This window comes from Rosistilla carotiformis, from assembly GCF_007753095.1.
In the GTDB taxonomy this organism is placed as follows: Bacteria; Planctomycetota; Planctomycetia; order Pirellulales; family Pirellulaceae; genus Rosistilla; species Rosistilla carotiformis.
In genome coordinates this window covers 3,451,875-3,475,373 of the sequence record NZ_CP036348.1, presented here as the reverse complement: position 1 = coordinate 3,475,373, position 23,499 = coordinate 3,451,875, and the positions used below count along the sequence as shown (strand labels likewise).

Here is a 23,499-nt window from a genome sequence, read left to right as displayed (position 1 = left end):
TCCAGAAATCGAAAGTCTTGACGACTTCCGATACGTTGGACCCTAAACGTGCGCCGTTGGGCCCCAGGAACCCCCGCGGGGATCCCTGGGTCGGCATTCTCAGTAGATCGACGTTAGCGTCCGTAGATTACGCCTTGGAACAGATGGAAAGTCCCCTTGCCATCGAGGCCGATGCGAACGTATTTCGCTCGGGTGCCGGCGGGCAGATCGATCTTGTAATCCGCTTGCGGTTTGTCCGCCGACCAGACTTTCTGGAAGTCTTTGCCGTCGATCGATGTCCAAACCGTCAAGCCTTCAGCCCGATCATGGAACTTACTCTCCAAGCGGTTCTTCAGTTCGATGTGCCCAACTTCGGACTCCTTCGCCAACCGAATCGTCAGCGCGGGATTGGCCGAGTCGTGATGTGAATGGAACGTAAAGTCCCACTTCGACGGCTTCAACGGGTTCAGAAACAAATGCGCATTGCTGTTCCAATCACGATTGTCAAAGGCGTCGCCCAATTGAAGTTCCGCATCGCGGGAGATCTCTTGAAACTCACCATGCGTTCGCATTGGTGGCGGGTTCTTGTCGGTGCTGCGAATCCAACCATCGTCACTCTTGGAATACGCGATGGCTTGTTGATTCTTCAAGAACGCAATTAGATCCAGGAATTCCACCGGAGCGATCGTTTTAACGAGCCCCTCGGGCATCGAACTGGCTTTCATCGGCTTGCGGATTTCGATGTCATCCTTCAGCACGTCGATCTGTTTTCCGTTGGCAACGCCCAACGACAACGTCTCATCATCTTCCTTCAGGATGAAACCGTTGTGAGTCGCACCGTCGAACGTCAGCACCATCACCGTCTCATAGCCCTTGGAGATCTCCTCGTTGGGCATGATGACCGAAGCAATGATCTGTTCCACGCTAAATCGACGACCAATATCGCTCAGATCGGGACCAAATTTTTTGCCGACATCGCCGACCATGTGACACGCCGAACAGACGCGTTTAAACACTTCGAGACCACGACCGGCGTTGCCGCCGCTGAGTTTCGACAGCTTCGCAATCGCATCTTTGCGTGCCTTGAGCGACGCATCGACATCATCGGCAACTTCCAACGGCAGCACCGCGGCGCCACCGGGACCGTTCAGATTGCGGAAGCGCGTGAAGTGCTTTGTGGCGGCTTCGGAGCTGTTCGCCAAAAAGCCTTCGTTCCCTTCACCCGACTTCCACGCTGGCTCCAACGCGTGCAGCGTGTGCTCCAACGTGTAGTCGATCCAATAGTCCATCGGTTGGTCGACAACCTTCAACGCCAGTTCGGTCGCTTCCACAGTCCCCAGGAAGCTCAAGCCACGCACGGCTTCCAAGCGAACGCGAGGATTTGAGTCGACAACTCCCTTGGCCAGATAGTCTTTCGCATTCGGAATCCGCTCCATTTCGTTGGTGATCGTATGGATCGCCGCAGCCCGGGCACGGTATTCATCGGTGGCCAAAATCCGGTCCAGCAAGCTCGGATCGACATCGCGGAAACTCTCTTGAATCCACATCGCTTCGCACAATTGCATCGGATCTTCGACGCCATCGATCCATTGGCTGATCGCTGCGTAAACGTCTTCCTTGTTGCGGTCGCGGATTTCACGACGCACGCGATAGCGAGTGCGCAGTTCGTAAGTCTTCAATTGATCCAAAAGTTCGGGAATCGACTTATCGGCCTGCGTGATCGGTTCCAACAACGGTTTGGGTTCATACACCAAACGGAAGATGCGGCCGTGTTGATGGTCGCGATTCGGATCGCGCTGCGAATATTGCATGTGGCCAATCAACGCGTTGCACCAATCGCCAAACCAAAGCGCACCGTCGGGACCAATTTTGGGATCGACAGGGCGGAAGACCATGTCGGTCGAAGAGAGCAGATCGTCGACCCGTTCCCCTTCAAACCCCGCACCGTCGGCCTGATCACGAACGTTAAATCGAGGCATGCCGTGCATGTTGATCACACAGGCATAAATGAATTGTCCTTGGACATCGTCCGGAAATTGACGCGACCACAAGAATTCATTCCCGACCGCAGGACGCATCCCTTGGTTATCGAAGACCGGATCCATCGTCCGACGCGTGTTGACTTCCAGGCCCGAGAGTGGACTGACCCAGTGTTGCTTCGCGTTGGTCCCGTCCCCCACGATCCCGTTCCCCCACTTATCGAACACCAAACACCACGGATTGCCGTAGCCCGGCGTGCGGTAGTGGCTGAACTTCAATGAGTGCAGGTCGAAGATATACCCACCGCTGGTTCCCTTGTTGCGGAACGGGCCCCAAGGCGTTTCCAACGTGGTCGAAAGCGAGACGCCTTCAAGCATGTGCAGCAAGCCGCCGTGCGAGAACTCCCACGCACCCACGGTGTGGTGGGTGTCGTCGGTCGCAATGCCATCGATGATCGGCGTGACTTCGTCCGCGCGGTCATCACCATCGGTATCTTTCAGGAACAGAATCCGCGGTTCGTCGACGACCAAGACGCCACCGTTCCAGAATTCAAAACCGGTGGGACAGATCAGTTTGTCGTAGAACGGAATGCACTTGTCAGCTTTGCCATCGCCATCGGTATCTTCAAAAATCAACAACCGATCGCTCGGCTTGGCCGACCCGGGTTGCCACTGAGGATAGTTGGCCATACACGAAACCCACAACCGACCTCGACTGTCGAAGGCGATCTGATTCGGGTTGGCAAGTTCGGGGAACTCCCGTTCCGAAGCAAACAACTCCACCTTGAAGCCCTCGGGAACCGTCATCATCTCGATCGATTCTTCGGGCGACGGGTATTTGATCTCTTCGGGTTCACGCATTTTGCGGAAGTTTTCGTCCCGCGTGCCAAACATTGTTTCAGGCTTATAGACCTCGCCTGTGTTCGAATCATCGGGCTGATCGGCAACCGGGCGTCCAGCGGCCAAGTCCCAGATGTATTGATCACGGACACCGACAATGTTTCGAATCTTGCGATATTCGGTGGGGAACGTTTCGGTGTCCCATGTGCGGCGACCACCATAAACGTACCAACCGTTGAGCATTCGGTAGTCTTGCAAGTGGTACCAAGATTTATCGTTCACCCATTGGCGAATCTCTTGGAATTTGCTGGCGTCGGCCCCCAAGGGATGCTCCCCATCGAACAGGCTCTCGTCCAGCAATTCCCCCATCAAACGATCGCCCTGTTCATTCAGGTGAACGCCGTTGATCGTGAATTGGTTGCCGGCGGTCTCAGCAAAGGCTTCTGAGGTTCGAGAGTGCAGGTCGACAAAGCGATGCCCGTCAGACGCTGCCATCTTCGCAATTGCGGCGGTGTAAGCCGCCAGATTCTTGTTCTCTTCGACGCCATCGGGTTGCAGCGGGTTACCGGTCGATTCGAAGCCTACCGGGCTGACCAATACGAACGTGGGCTGCTTACCATCTTTGGCAAACTTCGCTTTCATCGTTTCGATATATTTGCGGTAATCGGCAATGAAACGTTCGATCGCTGCCGGATCGCGGCCTTCAAACGACTCGTTAAAGCCAAAGAAGCACAGGAACATGTCGGGGCCAAAGACAACCAACGGATCGTCGATCGTGGTGTAGCTGCCCGGACGTTGCTGATTGGCGACCTCATCGGCAGGCCAACCAAAGTTACGGAAGACAAGCTTCTTTTCCGGAAACCGCGTTTGCAGTAGGGTCTCAAAATGGCCGAACTGGTTCATCCCTTCGGCCAGCGCGCTGCCGACAACAGCGATACGTTGGCTCTCTTTCAACGGCAGTGGCCCTGCATTGTCCGCTGCGGCCGCGACGGGCTTGGTGGGACGAAAATCCCACGCCGGACTCCCCGCGGGATCGGGCAACGCAGGGGATTTGCCGAGTCCAAAATCGCTTGGCTTGAGATTCGCGTTCTTCCAGTAATCCTTCTGGCGAATGAATCCGTAGAAGCTGGGATAAAAAGGATCGACATAGGCGACGTCGGCTTGCTCGGGAACTTCGTGGCCGGTCAAGTAATAGGCAGCGTTGACAAGCATTCGCCGCAGGTCTTCGTTGACCAGATCGACAGCCGCTCCGGCGGTGGTGCAAAACGATTTGCCTTCGGTACCGTTGGGACCTTCGTAGGTGTGCAGCCAAGCAAACGGTTGCATCGGGTCGTTTTTCTCTCCCTCGACGTTCGGCGATTCCGGATCCAACGACTCGGTCACCGCGCCCCGCATCAGAATTTGATCGGCATCGGTCAGATGAATGACGCCGTAGACATCGCTGGGAGCGAACACGTTTTCAACCGAATTCAGGATCGGGTGATCGGCAAACGCTTTTTCGATAACGCCACGTGCGCCTTGCGATTTGTGCTTGCCATGGTGACTTACCCATTGTTCGCCCAGAACCTTGCGCCCCCATTCACCGAAGCTGATCTTGTCGCCAAAGCTCCCTTTCCCGTTAAACGCATGCGTTGCCGTCCGGATGCCAATCACAGGCTTTCCAGCGTTCATGAACGCAGTCAGATGTGCCGCTTCGTCCGGACGCGGTGCTCGGAAACGGGTGCCGATGATCATCAAGTCGGCATTTTCCAACGCCGCCAGGCCGGTCAGACCCGCCGAATAGTTGGGGTCGATGTAGCTGCCATCTTCCGACAGTGAAAAGACCACGGTGCACTTGAAACCATGTTTTTGGCTCAAAATCTTGCCGAGCATCGGCATCGATTCTTCGCTGCGATATTCTTCGTCTCCGGCGACCAGCACGATCTCGCCACGCTGAGTGCCAACGGCATCAAAAACCAAAGTGGGTGTATCGGCGGAGACCCGCGTCAGGCTACCGCAAAGTAGCAAGACGGGGACGAGGAACGCAGTAAAACGCGTGCTCCACGCTGGGTTTATCTTCATGTGGGTTGCCTATGGAACGTTGGGGATTGCGGCGTGATCGGTGCCAACCGCGGTAAGTTGTGGGGGCTTGAACGCCAAACGCAGGACGTGGGCGATCGATTTAGCAGGTGCATCTGCACCGGATGTTTTGAGTTTTGATTATACATGGGCCTTAGAACGTTTGAAGCGAGGGAGTACGAAACCTGCACAAACGCCTGCCAAATTTGACGGTTGCAGGAATCCGGAGCACGTCGGGGGGGAAGAATTTTCTGCCGCAAAGGTCAATCCTCCGCGGGATACGATATACTGGGGCCTCGGTCTGTAGATAATGGATTCGCAAACCACAGCGATCGTTTGCAGCGATCGCCACGCCTCTGACGACTAATGGTGTCTTTCGTATGAATCGTATGCTCCGCGAGTTATCGTTCACGGCTCTTTTCATTTCAGCTTTCCTCGCCGGCACGATTTCGCAGGCCGAAGCGCAAACGGCCAAACAACGGGCCAAAGCGATCGCGGCGGCGAGAAATAAAGCGGCCGCAGAAAAGGCCAAACCGCCGAAGATCGTGTTGCCGATCGATAAAGCACCAAGAACCGAGATCACCGTCGCGCCGGTCGATCCCTCGCGGAAGACGCGGATGAAATCGGTCGCCATGCAGATCGACCATATTGTCGTCGATCACCTGCGTTCCAAAGGGGCACGCGCCAACCCACCGATCTCCGACGAAGTCTTTCTGCGTCGCATCTATCTGGATATCACCGGCACGATCCCAACGTTGGAACAGGCGCGATCCTTTTTGGAATCGACAGCCCCCGACAAGCGATCGGAATTGATCGACGAACTGCTGAACGCGCCGGGCTACGCAAGTCATCACTACAACTACTGGGCCGACGTTTTGCGAATCGTCGATCAGCCCGACGGCAACAACTACCTGCGTCCTTATGGCGATTGGATCAAACAGTCGTTCCGCGACAACACGCACTGGAACGTGATGGTCCGGCAAATGTTGACGGCCGAGGGGAAGGTCTGGGAAAATCCCCCCGCCGGTTACAAGTTGCGAGACGACGGCATGCCGTTGGACAATTTGAACAACACCGTCCGCATCTTTTTGGGCACGCGGATAGGATGCGCCCAATGTCACGACCATCCGTTCGACCGTTGGACACAGCGGGAGTTCTATGAATTGGCCGCGTTTGAAGGGGGCGTTCGCACTCGCAATTACGATCGCGAATTAACGATGGCCCAAAGGGAAGCGGTTCAAAGTTCGGATCGCCGCCTGATCGGACAGGTCAATCGTCTTGTGAATTACAATCGCAAGGAAGTCATTGAAACGAACAACAAGCTGCGTTTCCCGCACGACTATGCCTACGACGACGCGAAACCGAAAGCGTTGGTCGAACCAAACGTGATCTTCGGTTCGATGCCACGCATGGATGGCAACACCCCGCGACGTGAAGCCTTCGCAGCGTGGCTCACATCAAACGACAATCCCCGCTTTGCGCTGACAATTGCCAATCGAATGTGGCAGCGTGTGATTGGCGTCGGGCTGATCGATCCTGTCGACGACATCACGGAAGACACGTCGCCATCGATTCCCGCATTGATGGATCTGTTGGTCTCAGAAATGAAACGTGTGGACTACGATCTCAAAGAATTCCTGCGAATTCTGTACAACACCCACATCTATCAACGTCAAGCGACCGTCATCGACCCTGCTGATCCGACTGCCGAATATTTGGTGACCGGTCCTATCATGCGACGGATGTCGGCCGAACAGGTTTGGGATTCGATGTTGACACTAACGTTGGAGGATCCCGATTCGTTGATCCGCCACACCGATGCCGAATTTTGCGACGCGCTGGCGCTCAGCCCCGGCATCACCGCCGCTCAATTGATCTCCACCTATCCACGTTTGCAAGAATCGGCAAAGGAACAACGCGCAACCGATCGCACGATGGAGTACAAAAAAATCGTGCTGCGACGGGCTTCCGAACTGCCGCAGCCCGTCCCCGCAGACCATTTCCTGCGTCAATTTGGACAGTCCGATCGAACGATCATCTCCAACAATTCCACCGAGGGAACCGTCCCTCAATTGTTGACGATGTTTAATGGTCCGGTAACGCACATGATGCTGGAACCTGGGTCGCTGTTGGTGAACAAAGTCACCAGCAATGCGTCGTTGAACGATCGGGTCGACACGATTTTCCTGAGCATCCTGAGCCGGTATCCGACCGAGGATCAGAAGCTGTTGGCGAAGAAGATCGTCGCCGAATACAAGATCCCCGGTTACGGCGATATCATTTGGTCGCTGCTGAATACGCGTGAATTCGTCTTTATTCAGTAGAGGCTTTTGATTCGCGCGCCCCGACGATCGTCGCCGTTCTACGGGCGACGGCGCGAGCGACAGTGAAGCTGACCCGTTCGATCGCGGACGTTCATTCCACCGAACGACTACCTCCGTCTGACTTTTCTTCAAATCACGGATCTTCCATGACATTGCGTCCACTTTTCAGCGGCCTGTTTCTACTCGCGACGATTTCAAACGGTTCCGTCCTTGGCGAGGACTCCGGAACGTTGATCTTCCAGGATGATTTCCAACGCAACGAATCGCAGGAGCTGAGAGACGAGGTTGGCAATGGTTGGAACACCAACAGCAAATCGCGTGCAGGAGGCAATAAGCAGGTCGATCTCCGTGACGGCGCGATGTACATCTACATTCACGCGGCGGCCGATCACGCCGTCTCGGTCACCCAGCCCGCGGAGTTTCGCGACGGACGGGTCGAAGTGAAATTCATGCTTGAAAATGAGCAGGATTCGCTGGGACTGAATTTCGCTGATTTGAAGTTCAAGGAGGTATGGGCGGGGCATTTGTGCAAGGTCGTGATTGGGACCAAGCACGTCGAAATTGCCGACCTGAAAACGGGGGTGATGGACCTGAAAATCCGCGACCAACGCAAAGCAGGAACGCTCCCCGCCGAACTGAAGAAGATGCTCAAGTCGAAAGCCAAGCGGGTTGCAAATCGGCTGGAAACGGGAAAGTGGTACGATGCCGTCGCAACGATCTCTGGCGACACGTTAACGGTGCAAATCGATGGCAAAGAAGTGGCAACATTCTCGTCACCCGGTATTGCGCATCCGACCAAACGTATGCTGCGGTTGTCCGTGCCACGCAACGTCGTGATCGATGACCTGAAGATCTATCGAACCGGTGGCGTGATCGAGTCACGAGTCCAATGACAACAGAGCCTTGCTCCGGTGGCTCCGCTCCATGCGGTATCGTTGCTCCCTTTTCTTAAGCGTCCAAGATCGTCGCTTCGCTTGGCTTAGCCACGCATGGCAAACACTCGTCGTCGGCGATAGGGCCGAACGAAGGCGCTTGGTCGTATTGGACCTTCCCTTGGATCAATTTCTTCAGGCAGGTGCCGCATGCACCAGCCCGACAATCGGCGTCCATTTGCACTCCCGCTTTTTCCGCGGCATCCAATAGATTGCCATCTGCGGGAGAGAACGCCGCCTTTTTGCCACTGCGTCGGAACTCGACAGGAATCGGCGCGCTCGCCTCCCCTTCGATCACCGCAGTGTGCGGCTTGGGACCGCCGAACGATTCAAAGCTGACCGAATCCTTGGGGACACCCCACTGAATTAGCGCATCGCTTAACGACGTCATGAACTCGGGCGGGCCACATAAATAGTAGCTACCGATCGGTTCTCCCACGACGCGAGAAATGATGTCGATACTCAAACGTCCCTTCAGATCGAAATGATCCCCCGGTTCGGGACGACTTTGCAGAACGACCAACGTGAAGAAGGGACAGCTGCGTTCCAACGCGCGAAGCTCATCCACCATCGGGCAATGCGCCGCGTCGCGAGCCGAAAGGAACACGATCACCGATCGTCCAGGCTGCATCTTCGTGACATATTTCGCCATGCTTGTCATCGGCGTGATCCCCACGCCCGCCGCGATTCCGACGACAAGGTCGGTCCGTTCGATATCCAGCACGAACCGGCCACCCGGCGCGCGAACTTGAACACTGTCGCCAGCGGAAATGGTGTCGTGTAACCAAGCACTCACTTGGCCCCCTTCGATCCGTTTGACCGTAATCTGTAAATGCGTGGGTGACGGCGCATCGGACAACGAATAGCAGCGGGCGGCGACGGGGGCTGTCCCCGGTTCGTCGACACGACCCACCATCAAAAACTGTCCCGGCACAAACGATGGCATCGGCGTGCCATCGGGGTCGGCGAAGACGAAGGTTTTGCAATCGGCGGAAACCATGTGCGTATCGATAACGCGTAAGCTGCGCCATCCGGACCAGGCGGGAGAAAAGGGTCGCGAGCGGTCCGCGGCGACCACTTGGCTGGCCAATTGGGAATCTGACCGCGAACACCATTCGCGCCATTGGGCGCGCAAGCGTTGACTTGCCGTAGCCGTTCCGGTTGCCAAACCGATTATCTGAGCAATAACCGCCAGGATCGTAATGATCCCAATAATCATCAGCGTGCTTTCCATAGAACCTTCACCGCCGCACTTATTGAGTTGAGCGTTTGATTGTTGTCGTTCTGTTGCCTATTTTCATAGGTCGCGGCATCGCCCATGATCGCGTTTGACCGGTTCACTTGCCAGGAAATGGTGCCGCGCATGGGTGGGATGCTGAGAGTCTCGCCCACCCCGTTTGGGTCTATGAGAAAATCTAGGTTACGTGAGGCACATGGGGCGGGAATTATTCACTCCCCGAGACGATACGCCACGCACCACGATCGGCCCGATAAGGGATGCTTGTCTCCCTCCAGCCCACGCATTGGGGTGGTTTGATATACTAGTGAGCCACGGCTTTCGTCCTTCCATTCCAAAAAACTTGGGCACTTCAGGCTGAAACTCACCATGCGTCGAAATCCTCTTTTGCTTCCCCTGCTGATTTTCTTGACGTCCGTTCCGTGCATCGCCCAGGAGAACGAAAAACGTCCCAACATCTTGTTCCTGTTTTCGGACGACCAGTCCTTTGAAACGGTGGGGGCGTTGGGGAACGACCAGATTCAAACGCCCTCGTTGGACCAATTGGCGGCGCGCGGGACCACGTTTACGCACTGCTTCAACATGGGTTCATGGAGCGGTGCGGTGTGCGTGGCCAGTCGTACGATGCTCAACAGCGGACGTTATGTGTGGAGTGCCAACGCGATCTATGACAAGAGCGAACAGGAACGGCGGGCGGGCCGTTGGTGGAGTGAACATCTTAAATCTGCCGGGTACAAGACCTACATGACAGGCAAGTGGCACTGTCGCGCCGACGCCCACCAAGCCTTCGACGACGCGCGGCACGTCCGCGGCGGGATGCCAACACAAACTCCCGCCGGTTACGGTCGGCCGCTTGCCGACGGCAGCGATGCCTGGTCGCCATCGGATCCGAAATTTGGCGGTTTCTGGGAAGGGGGCAAACACTGGAGCGAAGTGGTTGGCGACGATGCGATCGATTTCATCGACGATGCCGCAGGGAAATCGCAACCCTTCTTTATGTATGTCGCCTTCAACGCGCCCCACGATCCGCGACAAAGCCCCCAAGAATATGTCGATCGTTATCCCGCCGACCAGATCATGATTCCCAAGAACTTTCTGCCACTGTATCCCTACAAAGACGAAATCGGAGCTGGCCCTTCACTGCGTGACGAAGCGTTGGGAATTTTCCCCCGAACGGAGCACTGCGTTCAGGTTCATCGCCAGGAATACTATTCGATCATCACGCACATGGACGCGCAGATCGGGCGGATTCTTGAGCACCTCAAGGCGGCGGGGATCGACGACAACACCTGGATTTTCTTTACGGCCGATCATGGACTGGCGTGTGGTCATCACGGACTGATGGGCAAACAGAATATGTACGATCACAGCGTGCGGGTCCCCTTTACGGTCGTGGCGCCGGGTGTCGAAGCGGGACGCCGCATCTCGGCCCCCATCTACCTGCAAGACGTGATGCCAACGACACTTCAGTTGGCAGGGGTTCCGAAGCCCGAACACGTCGATTTTCAAAGCGTCCTGCCTTTGCTTGCCGGCCAGGGCAAACCGCGTCAAGCGATCTATGGCGCCTACCTGGGACTGCAGCGAAGTCTGCGGACCGAACGCTATAAACTGATCCTCTATCCGAAAGCGAAAGTCGCTCGACTGTACGATCTGCAACAAGACCCCGACGAAATCCATGATCTCGCAGCGCAACCAAGCGCGCGGCCGATCATGCGTCGGCTATTCGCGGAATTCCAACGACAGCAAGCCGAGTTGGGGGATTCGCTGGATCTCAGCGAGACCTTTGCGAACCTGAAGTAGCCGCGGGCCCCGGTTCGGGCGGATCGACCCGACAAGGCTGCGGATCGCAGCGAGCGTGCCGATTGGTCAACATGGGCAGCGGTGAGGGGACGGACAGGTTGGTCACGCCATTGGTCGCGTGGAAATCCGATTCACGCGGCCTCCCACCAGCCCCCTGTGGCCTTATGAACCGCTTGGCTTATACTGCCGGATCGTTTTTGAATCCCATTCTTGAGACTTTACCTTGGCGAACCTCCGACCTGGAGTTTGTCGGTCGAGTCGGGCGACGCAAGCGGCGATCGGTTCGCGGCGATGCGATTGCCAAGACAGTGAGCCAGTCGATATGAGCACTCCCGCAAGCGATGTTATCTCGGACAGTTCGGCGCTGATGGACGAACGGGTCCTGGTCCTCGACTTTGGATCGCAATACGCACAATTGATCGCCCGTCGCGTCCGCGAACAAAACGTCTACTGCCAGATCGTTCGCCACGACATCACTGCCGAACGGATCGCCGAATACGCCCCGCGGGGAATCATCTTGTCCGGCGGGCCGTCGAGTGTTTATGAAGACGGTGCCCCACGCTGCGATCAAAAATTGTTTGAACTGGGCATTCCCGTACTGGGGATTTGCTACGGAATGCAACTGGCCTGCGACGCCTTGGGCGGGAGCGTTCAGCACACGCCTAGTCGCGAATACGGCCGGGCACATTGCGAAGTCACCGATGCTTCGGACCTGTTCGATAGCCTGCCCACGAACATGCAAGTCTGGATGAGCCACGGCGACCAGGTCTCGTCGGTTGGAGAGATGTTCCATCCGTTGGCGCGCACCGAAACCTGTCCGTTTGCCGCCGTCAAACACGCCACGTTGCCAGTCTATGGCCTGCAGTTCCACCCCGAGGTGACGCACACTCCCGAAGGGAAACAGTTGTTGCGCAACTTTGTGCTTCGCGTTTGCGGTTGCACGGGGAAATGGCAACTGAGCGACTTTGCAGAGGAAACGATCGGTCAGATCCGTGAAATTGTCGGCGATCGTCGCGTGATCTGCGGTCTTTCCGGTGGCGTCGATTCGTCCGTCGTTGCGGCGCTGCTTTACAAGGCGATTGGACCTCAATTGGCCTGCATTTTGGTCGACAATGGACTGTTGCGAAAAGCAGAACAGGCAGACGTTGTCAAAGCGTTCACCGAACACTTTAAAGCCGACTTGCATGTCGTCGACGCGGGCCCCCAATTCATGCAGGCGTTGGAAGGTATCAGCGAACCGCAAGAGAAACGCCGCCGCATCGGTCACCAATTCATCGAGGCCTTTAAATCCGAAGCGACGAAGATCGAATCCGCCCACTTCCTGGCGCAAGGCACGCTGTATCCCGATGTGATCGAAAGTGGCGCCGCTCAGGATGGCCCCGCGGCGACAATTAAATTGCATCACAACGTGGGCGGTCTGCCGGAGGAATTGGGCTTCGAATTGATCGAACCTCTTCGCGATCTGTTCAAAGACGAAGTCCGCCGTTTGGGCTTGGAGCTTGGTTTGCCCGAAGACTTGGTTTGGCGACACCCCTTCCCCGGCCCCGGTTTGGCCGTTCGTTGCTTGGGCGAAATCACCGAAGAAAAATTGTCGGTGCTTCGCGAGGCGGATGCGATTGTTGTCGAAGAGGTCAAGGCGGCAGGCCTGTATCGGCAGACCAGTCAAACGTTTGCCGTACTATTGCCCGTGCAAAGCGTAGGCGTGATGGGAGACGCACGAACCTATGATAATTGCGTCGCCGTGCGTTCGGTCGATACCGACGACTTCATGACGGCCGATTGGTCGCGTTTGCCTTACGACCTGCTGGCAAAAATTAGCACGCGAATCATCAACGAAGTCAAAGGGGTCAACCGTGTTTGCTACGACATCAGCAGCAAACCCCCAGCAACGATCGAGTGGGAGTAGAGAACGTGCGTATCATCATCGAGAACGACCCCGCCGCGGCTGCAAAACGTTGCGCGACTTTAATCGCCGACCAGATCCAAAAGAAGCCCGATTCGGTTTTGGGCTTGGCGACCGGTGGCACTCCCGTCGCCTGTTACCAAGTGTTGATCGAAATGTATCGGCAAAACTTGGTTAGCTTTGCGGCCTGCAAATCGTTCAATTTGGACGAATATGTTGGCCTGGCGGGCGATCATCCGCAGAGCTACCGGCACTTCATGCAGACCCAGCTGTTCGATCATATTGACATCGATCGCGATGCCACCCATGTCCCCAATGGTTTGGCAAAAGACTACGAAGCGTATTGCGAAGTCTACGAGCAACAGATCGCCGACGCGGGCGGAATCGACCTGCAGTTGTTGGGAATCGGGACCGATGGACACATCGCGTTCAATGAACCCGGATCATCGTTGGGCAGCCGAACCCGTTTGAAGACCTTGATGCCTGAAACGGTCCAGGACAACGCGCGGTTCTTTGATTCGATCGATGAAGTGCCGCGATTGGCAGTGACGATGGGGGTCGGAACCATTCTGGAATCCCGACAATGTCTGTTGATGGCGACCGGGGCGCACAAGGCCGATGCGATTGCTGGTGCGATTGAAGGTCCGCTGACTTGTCAAAACACCGCCTCGGCGCTGCAGCTGCATCGCGACGCGGTCTTCGTGCTCGACGAAGCGGCGGCGCAAGGGCTGACCCGGCAAGCGTATTACCGCAGCAGCGAAGAGATGCATCGGAAAGTACTCGCCCAGGGGCTTTGAGCTCACCGCCCCCCTTGCGCAGTCCAGGAACGATCGGCCATGACGCCGCTGGCACTACGGACGTTTGCCGCAGCCACTTCGGCTGACCATTGAACCATCCACCGAATAAAGAATCTCATGCGTAAGATCGGCGAATTCACGAACCCTGAACAAGCTTCCCAATTCTGCGATTACCTGTTGACGATCAGCATTTCGGCGACGGCCGAAGAATCCAATACGGATCCGGTGGCATGGGCGGTTTGGATTCACGATGAGGATCGTTTGAACGTAGCCCGGGCCGAATTGGACGCGTTTCGTCAGCAACCGGGCGACGCAAAATACCGTGTTTACAAACAAGCCGATGAGATTCGCAAGCAGCAGGAAGCGAAGAACAAGGACCGCCTGAAGCAACAACGCAAAGTCGGCGGTGCCGCGTGGGCCGGTTCGGGCAATTTCGTGACGCAAAAGCCACGATTGACAATCGCGTTGGTGGTCACCTGTGTCGTGTTGTTTTTCCTCACCGATCCGGGCAGTCGAGGCGTTCGCGATGACGCTGGAGCCCAGTTGTTTCAAGAATTGCGTTTTGTCGGAGTGCAAGACTACGTCGAATCCGAAGGCGACCCGCTGGCTTCGATTAAGAAGGGGCAGATATGGCGTGTCTTCACGCCGAACCTTCTGCATGGCAGCATGATGCATTTGGGTTTTAATATGATGGCGTTGTTCTTTCTGGGAGGCGCGATCGAACGCTTGCAAAGCCCGATGGCTTTGGCCGTCTTGGTTCTCTTAACAGGAATCACGGCGATTGTCGTGCAATCGATCTTCCCCGCCAGTTTAGGCGGATCGCCGAACGTGATTGGGATCTCCGGGGCGGTTTACGGGCTGTTTGGATATTTGTGGATTCGGCCGATTTTGCAGCCTAGTTTTCCGAACCTGATCCCTCCATCCACCGTCATGCTGATGCTGGTGTTTATGTTCATGTTTATTCTCTTGCCCCAAGGATCGATGGGAGGCCAATCCATCGCAAATGTCGCTCACGTCGCGGGGCTGCTGATGGGGATTGGGTGCGCCGCCGTGGCTTCTCGAATGCCTACATGAATATCTGGAATCGGCCGGCGGGCATCGCCGAAGTGTTGCGTGTTGCCCTGCCGTTGATGATCAGCACGGGCTGTCTCACGCTGACGCTGTTCTCCGATCGAACCATGTTATTGTGGTACGGCCAACCCGAAATGGCCGCGTCGATGGCTGGCGGCAATTTGTTCTGGACATTGACCTGTTTTCCCGTCGGCATCGTCTCGATGACCAGCGCGATGGTCGCCCAATATTCCGGCAGCGGCCAACCCCAACGGATCGGTCGTCTGATATGGCAAGCGATTTGGTTTTCGCTCGCGATCTCCCCGTTGTTGTGGATGTTGATCCCGCTGTCGCGATCGATCTTTGTAGCCGCGGGGCAAGATCCATCACTGCTCGATTTGGAATCGATCTATCTGCAGTGGTTGCTTGTCGGTGCCAGCGCTGTCGTCTTGGAATCGGCACTTGCCGGCTTCTTCAGCGGGACCGAACGGACTGCGATCGTGATGTGGGTGAACATCGCCGCGTCGATCGTGAACCTGGTGCTCGACGTCGTGCTCATCTTCGGCTATGCCGGTTTTCCCGAACTCGGGATCGTCGGCGCCGGGATCGCCAGCAGCATTTCGTTCTGGACCAAAGCGATCATCTATTTAGTGCTGATGCATCGCCGCGCCGACACGGTTCGTTTTGGCATTGCTGCGGGTCGCGTTGTCGACTTCCCCTTGCTTCGCCGTTTGCTCTATTTTGGTGTTCCTGCGGGTCTTCAGTATCAAGCCGAATCGGGCGGGTTCGCAATGATCGTATTGCAGATCGGACAGGTCGGAACCGAAGCGTTGGCCGCGACCGCAATGGCGATCAACTTCAACATGATGGCGTTTGTTCCTTTGATCGGGGTGTCGATCGCCGCATCGGTCTTGGTCGGGAAGCACTTAACGGAATCGGGACCGTCGTTGGCCGCGCGGGCAGCTATCTCCGCGGCCCTGTTGGGCGTTTGCTACTCCGCAACCTGGGCTACCGCCTACGTCTTGATCCCCGACACGTTGCTATCGCTGTATCTCGCTGGCAATCAAGGGGAAGCGATCGCGCCGACGATTGCGCTAGCGCGGGTTCTGCTCCGGTTTGTCGCAGTCTACTGCATCTTTGATGCGGCACAGATTGTCATCGGTGGGGCACTGCGTGGTGCAGGCGACACCTGGTTCGTCCTTTTTGCCAGCGTGAGCGTTGCCGTGCTTTGGGTCACGGTGGGGCTGATCGGGAAACCCTATTCCAGCAATCCTTTGCATTGGTGGTGGTGGATGTTGACCTGTTGGGTGATGTCGATGGCCGCCGCGATGCTTGGTCGTTTCGCCCACGGCCGATGGCGAACGCTTCGGATGGTGGAAGCTGCCGATTCGAGCATAGCAATGGTCTCCTAAGGCGTCCCATCTACACTGCCGCCAACGCGAACAGGCGCGTCGGGGGACGATGGTTCCGTCTCGGGCGCAACGTCCGCCGCCCGAAACTGGGCCGCCAGCGTCAGATACCGGCGATCGTTGGAAGACTGCAGCAGGCAGCGCTCGATCTGTGCGACCGCCTCTTTTTGTTTGCCGTTGCGCAGCAACAGATGCGCGTATTGTTCGCGCCAAGCGATATCTCCAGGACTCATTTGTACCGCCTCGCGGCAGGACTCTTCCGCCGCAATGAAATCGCCACGCAACATGGCCACGCGGGCGTTGAAGTAGTGCCACTGGGAGTCGTCGGCGACGCGATGCCGCAACGGTTTATGCGACGCGGAAACCGAAGCGGTCGCAGTGCCGTCGGCGACCGTATCGGAAGTTGTTAATTGCTTCAGCGACGACCGTCCCTCGCGTTGAATGATCACGTCGATCCGCGCCAACAAAGCTTCGCGGGTCGCCGGATCGGTCGTTAACGAATCGGCGGCGGTCAGCAAAGCTCCCGGATCTTCCGGCACCAAGGTGTTAAGGTCGGCTTCGATTCCCAATTGTTGGATCATGCGCCAGACGTTTGCCAGCCGTTCAGGCACCAATTGCAATTCATCGCGCCAGAGTGTCAACGCAAGATCTTCGCCAGGATAGACCGCCGCCAACACTCCCAGTCGTTGCAGGGTATCGGGCCGTCGGATTCCCAACCGATGCAGTTGGTTCAGCATCCGCTCGCTATCGACGAAACCGCGATCAACAAAATCAAGCGTCAGCAGCAATGAATAGATTTGATCGTTTAAGGGGCAGAAACGAAGCGCGGCGAGCGCTTGTTCGCGGGCTGCCAACAGGGGCTCGCTCGATTGGCCCGGCAGCAAGACCGATTGCCATTCCACCGACTCGCCGGGCGACGCAGCCTGCAAGGAATGAAATTGGAAGCGTCGCAACAACGGGTCGGTTAGCTGCCAGCGACGATCAAACGCCTCGCGACTCCCCAGGTCGCCGGCTTGATCGATCGTCGCCGTACGCCACTGCAACAAGATCGCCCGGGCGTTGGCAAACAGCACGTCGGGATTGCGTGGATATCGGGTGGCCAGTTTCTGGGTTCGGTCGGCAATCGCATCGATCTTCCGCTTGGCGTGCCGCAAGTCCGGCCGCCAGGCGTTCAGTTGCCGCACGACCCGATCCGACTCCGCCGCTTCATATTGCTGCGGGATGGCCAGCCCGGCGGTGACGAAACAGCCGCCCCAGCAGACCAATGCGAGTGCCAGATCGATGGCACGTTGACGCTTGGACCTCTGTGGACGCTTCGATTTGCGTGACACGTGCGGCCCCAAATGACGAACGACGCGGGATCCGGAGTGCGTGCTGCTGCCTGCAGAATCGACTGCTTTGGTGCCAAACCGCCGAGATGGCCGTGAGGTCGACGCAACCTCGGATTGCATCGGCGGATATTCTTGCGTTGCGGACCGTGATCGATGCCGACGCGACGGTCGCTCGGATTCGCCAGCCGCCTGGTCGGGCTTGGTATCTTTCAAGCGTTGCTTCCTCTTGGGAACCGGTTTCACCAGAGCGCAGACCGCGCCTAGGATCAAAGCGGCCAAGAGCGTATTGGCAGGCAAGAGGATCCCAAAATCAAACGACTGCGAGACCAACAAGCTGGGAACCGCAAACCATGCCGTCGTCGCAATCGCGGCGTCGGATGGTGTGTTCTTAAAAAAGGCGAGGTTCCACAGCAATCGATAGGTCCACGCGATTCCCGCGATCACAAGCCCCACCACGATCAGGCCCCCTTCGAGCAACCATTCAAACGGCATTCCATCGGCATTCAAAAACCAAGCCGATGAACCGACGCGTTGGAACGGCATGTAAGCGAACCGGTAGGTGCCCAGACCAGCGCCTGCGGGAAGGTAATTGGATGAAGCAACCAAGCTGTCTTGCCAGTGATCCAGCCGGCCGTCCTGCAAGGCGTCATCTCCCCAGGTCTGGGCGAATCGCTCCTGCACGGCAGAGACCATGCCGATCGAACCGAGCAAGAGCCCCAATCCGACGAACCCGACCGAGATCGCAATCAGCGCCGTAAACTTTCGGCTGCGGTTGACCGAACGCATACCGACCACAAGCGTCCCCGCCAACGTTGCCAACATCCCACCGCGTGAACCACTGATGAAAATTCCACTGGCAATGACGACTGCAAATACAACGATCACGACCGACAGATTGTCGGTTAAGCGACCAAACCGCGTGATCCGGCTGACCAATTTCTCCCAGCGGCTATCCCCCGAAACGCGATACCGGTCGTCGTTCTTGCGTTCCTTGAGCCGGGTGCGATGGCGATAGACGAGGGCTCCGATGCTGCACGCCAAACAGAGATTCAGGTAGCCAGCCGCATTGTTGCGGTTTACGAAGGGACCAAAGGGCAGCGACGCGTCCGAGGGTGCCACCAGTTCACCACGAATCTGGTTCGCGTTGATTTTGTCCGCCGTACCTAAATAGCTGATCGCGACACCGCTGAACATCGTTAGCGTCAAGAGGATCAACACGTCCTTTTCGCCGCGCAACAGAACGGTTCCGATCAGGACAAAGCCGGCGAAACAGGCGGGCAACACCAAGTATTGGCGAGTATACCAAGGGGCGATACTGATCGGAATCGAGGCAGGGGCGACTTGGTCCCCTACCACGCCCCACTGCGTATAAGCGGTGTGACTTGCGGGTGCCAACATGGACACCCCCGTTGCCGGCAACGGAAGGGTCTGAAAGACAGCGAAGGCCCAAATCGTGAGTGCTAAAAACGGAAGGCCGTACACCAATCGCGAACTGGGTTGGCGAAACAATAACAAGGGGACCGTCGCGATAAGCAAGCAGACCGTCGTCACCGCCAACGCCCATTTGGTCCAGGGAAGAATCCCACCATAATCCCAAGCGGCGAATGTCGGAACCAGCACGGCAAAGACCGCTAACAGCCGGCGCCATAACGCGACCAGCTTCTCGGACGTCGGCCGTTGGACAGCATCGGACATCGGCAAATCAAGGGGAATAGGCGGTGAAGTCGAAGGCGAAAAGCAAACTGCTAGCGTCCAAAGACACTCTTAAAACGGGCCGTTTGAAGGACGGTCACACGAGTCCCAACAAGGCAAACGCGGGAAAATAGCACCGTCCAGCATGATCGTTCACGGATCAAGTCACAACCACCACACAGACTGGGGGAAGCATTATTCGGGTCGCAACGGCTAAGCGGTCGTTGCAATCCACAGAGAGATCACGGCACGATTATCCAAATGATTCGTCATCACCGGAAAAATCTCTCAATCCAACACAACCCGTTGGGCGATGAATAGCTTTGTAAGGGTTGCGTCTCGGTGCATTGGTGCCGTACGCGGAAATTTGACTGCCGTTGTAGCCGGGGGGGCCAACATGGCGGATCCTAGATCATCGATTGATAGTTGTCGTACACGTTTTACTCAAAAGCGACGGTCTCGATTGCGAGCGATTATCGCAGGCGTCGCCTGCTCTGTCGCTGCTTCGATGCTGGTTGTGTCCACGGGAGGCTGCACCGCATTTGCGGGACTCAGCAATTCGTTGGACTACAACGAGTGCTGCGACGAGTTCGTGTTGGGTTATCGCAATAGTGCTTGGAGTGCTCGTGCCTGGCATGAACGCAAGCACTGTTTCCAGAATGAAGACTACATCTACAACTTCCGCGACGGATTCCGTCAAGGTTATGAAGATGTAGCCAATGGGGGCAACGGCTGCACACCAGCCTTCCCGCCGCGTAGCTACTGGAGTTGGAAGTACCAGTCGCCCGAAGGGCAGCAACGCGTCAGTGCTTGGTTCGCCGGGTACCCTCACGGGGCACGCGCCGCCGAAGAGCATGGCCTAGGCAACTATGGCCAGATTCAAATGAGCGGCCAGATGGCAGAAGCCTGTGTGCAATGCGGATTGGGTGAATCGCCCATTCCCGCAGCGGCCGCACCCACTGCGGTTGCCGAGCCCGCTCCCGCGCCTTTGACCGGCTATGAAGGTCTGCTGGGCGACGGGGAAACGATCGTCGGCGATGTCCAGGTTCAGTCCGAAACGCCATCCAAGGTGTCGACGGCCAAACCCGAAACGTCATCGCCGCGGATCGGTTCTGGAATCGGCGGACGGACAAATCGTCCCAAACCGTTCTAGTGTGTTGATTCGCTGCCGCAGGATCGAAGTGCGATCCTGCTATGGAAAACTAGCATCTCCGTTGCCATATCAACGGACGACGCGCATCCTAACAGATCCAGTCCGCAGACGCCGTAACGAAGAGTCTTTGTGATGAATGTTGAAACCAGAAACCAATCCGCAAAGCGCGTGCCCGCTGCCGCTGGCATCCTTTGGACCATGTGTCTAGGCATCGCGATGTGTACCGGCTGCACCAGCCTAACGTCGCCGATCAGCGGCATTCCAGCGCGTCGCTTGCCACCTCAATTTTTTGCTCCGCCAAAGAATAACCTCGTCCCCGTCGACATCTCGCTGTTGTCGCAGGAGGCGCCGCGGAACTATATCCTTGATTCCGATGACGTGCTGGGAATCTATATCGAAGGCGTGTTGCCATTCAACGCTCCCGATGTGACACCTCAGTTGCCACCGGTTCACTTTCCCGACGCCGAAAGTACTCTGCCACCCTCGATCGGATTCCCGATTGCCGTAGCGGAAGATGGCACGATCTCCTTGCCGTTAGTCGAGCCAATCGACGTCCGTGGAATGACGATCGACCAAGTCCGCGAACTCGTACGCCAAGCCTACATCAAGGGCAATATCCTCCAGGATGAAAAGGCACGCCCCGTGGTTACTCTGATCAAAGAGCGAACCTACGATGTAATTGTCGTCCGTCAGGACCAATCGTTGACACAAAATGAGGTCAACAGCGGAAGCAGCGTTCAGCGTGGCAGCTTCCAAGGGGCTTCGGGCAGCATTGTAAAGCTACCCGCATACCAAAATGACGTATTACACGCCCTGATGCAGACCGGCGGACTTCCCGGTGTGACGGCAAAGAACGAAGTCAAGATCCTTCGTGCGAGTCAAGAAGACAAACGCAAACGGATGGAATTGGTCGCGCAGTACTACCGCGATATCGAAGCGAAGCGATGCCAAAATCCATGCATGTGCCCACCACCACCTCCCGAAGACGACACCGCGATTCGTATTCCATTGCGAGTTGCACCGGGCGTGATCCCTGACATCCGTCCCCAGGACGTGCTGTTGAAGAGTGGCGACATCATCTACATCGAATCACGTGATCGCGAGGTCTTCTACACCGGCGGATTGCTGCCCGGTGGAGAACATCCACTACCTCGCGACTACGACTTGGATGTTCTCGGAGCGATGGCGATTGCCGGAACCGGCGTCGGCAGCCAAGTTGGCGGTGGCGGCGGGGGAGCAGGCGGATTGAACGCCCGCAGCGTCGGCGGCGTACCACCAGGGCGACTGTACATCCTTCGCAAGACACCATGCGAAGGACAGGTTGTCATCGAAGTGGACCTGGCTGCAGCGACCAACGATCCTCGCCAGCGACCGCTGATTCAAGCGGGTGACATCCTGGTTCTGCAGTACAAGTGTGAAGAGGAAGTTCTAAACTTCGGACTGGGAACCTTCTTCACCTACGGAATCCAAGAACTGCTACGCAACTAGGCTCGGATTCACCGCCTTTCGAACGATGCCGAACCGCGGTTTGGCATCCAAGGCGCCTACTTCAAGAAATTCCCGCATGCCGCTGTCGATGACCTTCGGGTTTCGACAGCGGTTTTTTTATTAATTGACGCCAAAGCGACCCAAGCGTTGGATCAACCGTTCCACCACCAGGTGGAGCCAGCGGCGGCAGACGCCTTGCTGTGGACGGCGCCCAGGGTTGCATCGGCGGCTTGGTTTTCGACGATCTCAAACGCGTTGATATCGACGCCACCAGAAGTTGTTACGATCCATCCTTTACGTCCACGCAGGAAGCTGCATTCGGGAGAGATCGCCGCTGGCGCGGTGTAGACTGCGACGGGAACTTCGCTACCGCGTCCCATCAACAGATCCAGGTTCACCCCAGCGGTTTCGTCCAAACGCTCTTGAACGATCAACGTCGCCACGACGCTCATATCGATCATGTTCCGCAATTGTCCGAAGACAGGGAACTGCTGGCTTAATTCGCCATAATGTTCCGTCATCAGATCGGCCCACTTTTGAGCCTTCGGATCGGCTTTGGCATTACCGACCACTTGGCCGTTGGCACCGATCAGATCGTTTTCAGTCATTGTCTTGACGCCACGACCCGACAATTTCCAAGAGAGCTTGTCGTCCGAATGCGACAGGGAATTGTAATCGCACGCCATCCACCATCGCGGGTTGGCGTTGCTTTGCGTGATCGATCCCCGCGCCATTTCCAGGTAGCTGGGCAGGCCAGCGATCCGCGACGACTCAAGTCCCATCGCAATCCGCTTCATCTGATAATCGGCGGCAACCAAGATACGGGCGTAGTGACTGTCCGTCGGCACACCGTTCAGCTTGACCATCTGGGGGCCAAACGCTTGCTTCATTTGAGGTTCAAGCGATTTAGGGTTTTGACCATTTCGCAATTGCACCTTGGACAGCAACCGATTCAAGCGTTGATGCCCTTCGGCGGTCGGTTCGATCGAGCAACTGATTCCACCTTGTCGCGCCGCTTCGACACTCTGCATCGCCGTGACCAAGTCGTCGATCAACATCATTGGTTGACCGCTGATCGCCCCCACCACTGCCGCGTCGTCACGTACGATCCATGGTTCGGCGGGGCCCGCAATCACGATGTCATTTTGTTCGGGGTAGGCCAAGACGTATTCAATGCGTTGCAGCCCTGCCAGGTAACGGATCTCTTCGGGCAAATCGTCGCCGGTGGCAAGCGCTTCGGCGATTGCCGCTTGCAATCCCTTCAGCGAGATCATCCGCAGATCGGCTGGCTTGGCCATTTCACCGTCAGCAGCACGAACTTTCGCACGGACATCGAGCAGCAACTTCTGCTGTTCCATCGGTGTCGCCGCACGCACCACGCCGCCAGCATCCACCATCACACCGCCGACGGAGTTCTGACGCACGCCAACTTGTCCGGCGAAGGACGGCGTTGCGATCACGATCATGCTGGCAATGCAGATTGCATGACGGACACGAACCTGCAAACCTTGTGGACATTTCATCAAA

13 protein-coding genes are annotated in these 23,499 nt (G+C 56.8%); 9 read left to right on the top strand and 4 right to left on the bottom strand.

The annotated features are described in order from the left end of the window. Window positions 1-113: 113 nt before the first annotated feature. Window positions 114-4,859, bottom strand: coding sequence for a PVC-type heme-binding CxxCH protein (locus Poly24_RS12570; protein WP_145095492.1), 4,746 nt, complete (start codon window positions 4,857-4,859; stop codon window positions 114-116). Window positions 4,860-5,236: 377 nt separating this feature from the next. Between Poly24_RS12570 and Poly24_RS12565 the strand changes: the two genes are divergently transcribed. Continuing rightward, window positions 5,237-7,180 carry a DUF1549 and DUF1553 domain-containing protein gene (locus tag Poly24_RS12565; protein ID WP_145095490.1) on the top strand — a complete coding sequence of 648 codons (1,944 nt, stop codon included), beginning with the start codon at window positions 5,237-5,239 and terminating at the stop codon, window positions 7,178-7,180. A gap of 146 nt (window positions 7,181-7,326) precedes the next feature. Then, window positions 7,327-8,073, top strand: a complete 747-nt coding sequence (locus Poly24_RS12560) for a LamG domain-containing protein (protein WP_231753605.1) — start codon at window positions 7,327-7,329, stop codon at window positions 8,071-8,073. Between the two features lie 55 nt (window positions 8,074-8,128). Here Poly24_RS12560 and Poly24_RS12555 read toward each other — a convergent pair whose 3' ends face one another. Next, the gene (locus tag Poly24_RS12555) at window positions 8,129-9,331 is read right to left on the bottom strand and encodes a 2Fe-2S iron-sulfur cluster-binding protein (protein ID WP_197452532.1); all 1,203 of its coding nucleotides are present in this window, start codon (window positions 9,329-9,331) and stop codon (window positions 8,129-8,131) included. Between the two features lie 387 nt (window positions 9,332-9,718). Between Poly24_RS12555 and Poly24_RS12550 the strand changes: the two genes are divergently transcribed. From Poly24_RS12550 to Poly24_RS12530, 5 genes are all read left to right on the top strand, one after another. Beyond that, a complete protein-coding gene (locus Poly24_RS12550; protein ID WP_145095482.1) occupies window positions 9,719-11,149 on the top strand; it encodes a sulfatase-like hydrolase/transferase in 1,431 nt (476 codons plus the stop codon). Between the two features lie 322 nt (window positions 11,150-11,471). Next, window positions 11,472-13,055, top strand: a complete 1,584-nt coding sequence (gene guaA, locus Poly24_RS12545; protein ID WP_145095479.1) for a glutamine-hydrolyzing GMP synthase — start codon at window positions 11,472-11,474, stop codon at window positions 13,053-13,055. Between the two features lie 5 nt (window positions 13,056-13,060). Then, on the top strand, window positions 13,061-13,849 hold the full coding sequence (gene nagB, locus Poly24_RS12540; protein WP_145095476.1) for a glucosamine-6-phosphate deaminase: 789 nt from the start codon (window positions 13,061-13,063) through the stop codon (window positions 13,847-13,849). 117 nt (window positions 13,850-13,966) lie between these two features. Then, window positions 13,967-14,923 carry a rhomboid family intramembrane serine protease gene (locus tag Poly24_RS12535; RefSeq protein WP_145095473.1) on the top strand — a complete coding sequence of 319 codons (957 nt, stop codon included), beginning with the start codon at window positions 13,967-13,969 and terminating at the stop codon, window positions 14,921-14,923. After that, window positions 14,920-16,311 carry an MATE family efflux transporter gene (locus Poly24_RS12530; protein WP_145095470.1) on the top strand — a complete coding sequence of 464 codons (1,392 nt, stop codon included), beginning with the start codon at window positions 14,920-14,922 and terminating at the stop codon, window positions 16,309-16,311. The genes Poly24_RS12535 and Poly24_RS12530 overlap by 4 nt, the downstream gene beginning before the upstream one ends. Here the strand turns inward: Poly24_RS12530 and Poly24_RS12525 are convergent. Next, window positions 16,308-19,334, bottom strand: coding sequence for an O-antigen ligase family protein (locus tag Poly24_RS12525; RefSeq protein WP_145095467.1), 3,027 nt, complete (start codon window positions 19,332-19,334; stop codon window positions 16,308-16,310). The two genes, Poly24_RS12530 and Poly24_RS12525, sit on opposite strands and share 4 nt — an antisense overlap. Before the next feature lie 505 nt (window positions 19,335-19,839). Between Poly24_RS12525 and Poly24_RS12520 the strand changes: the two genes are divergently transcribed. Further along, a complete protein-coding gene (locus Poly24_RS12520; protein ID WP_145095464.1) occupies window positions 19,840-20,484 on the top strand; it encodes a hypothetical protein in 645 nt (214 codons plus the stop codon). Between the two features lie 132 nt (window positions 20,485-20,616). Beyond that, a complete protein-coding gene (locus Poly24_RS12515) occupies window positions 20,617-21,972 on the top strand; it encodes a polysaccharide biosynthesis/export family protein (RefSeq protein WP_145095461.1) in 1,356 nt (451 codons plus the stop codon). A 152-nt stretch (window positions 21,973-22,124) separates the two neighbouring features. On the opposite strand, the gene Poly24_RS12510 is transcribed toward Poly24_RS12515, so the two are convergent. Next, the gene (locus Poly24_RS12510) at window positions 22,125-23,495 is read right to left on the bottom strand and encodes a DUF1598 domain-containing protein (protein ID WP_145095458.1); all 1,371 of its coding nucleotides are present in this window, start codon (window positions 23,493-23,495) and stop codon (window positions 22,125-22,127) included. Window positions 23,496-23,499 lie beyond the last annotated feature (4 nt).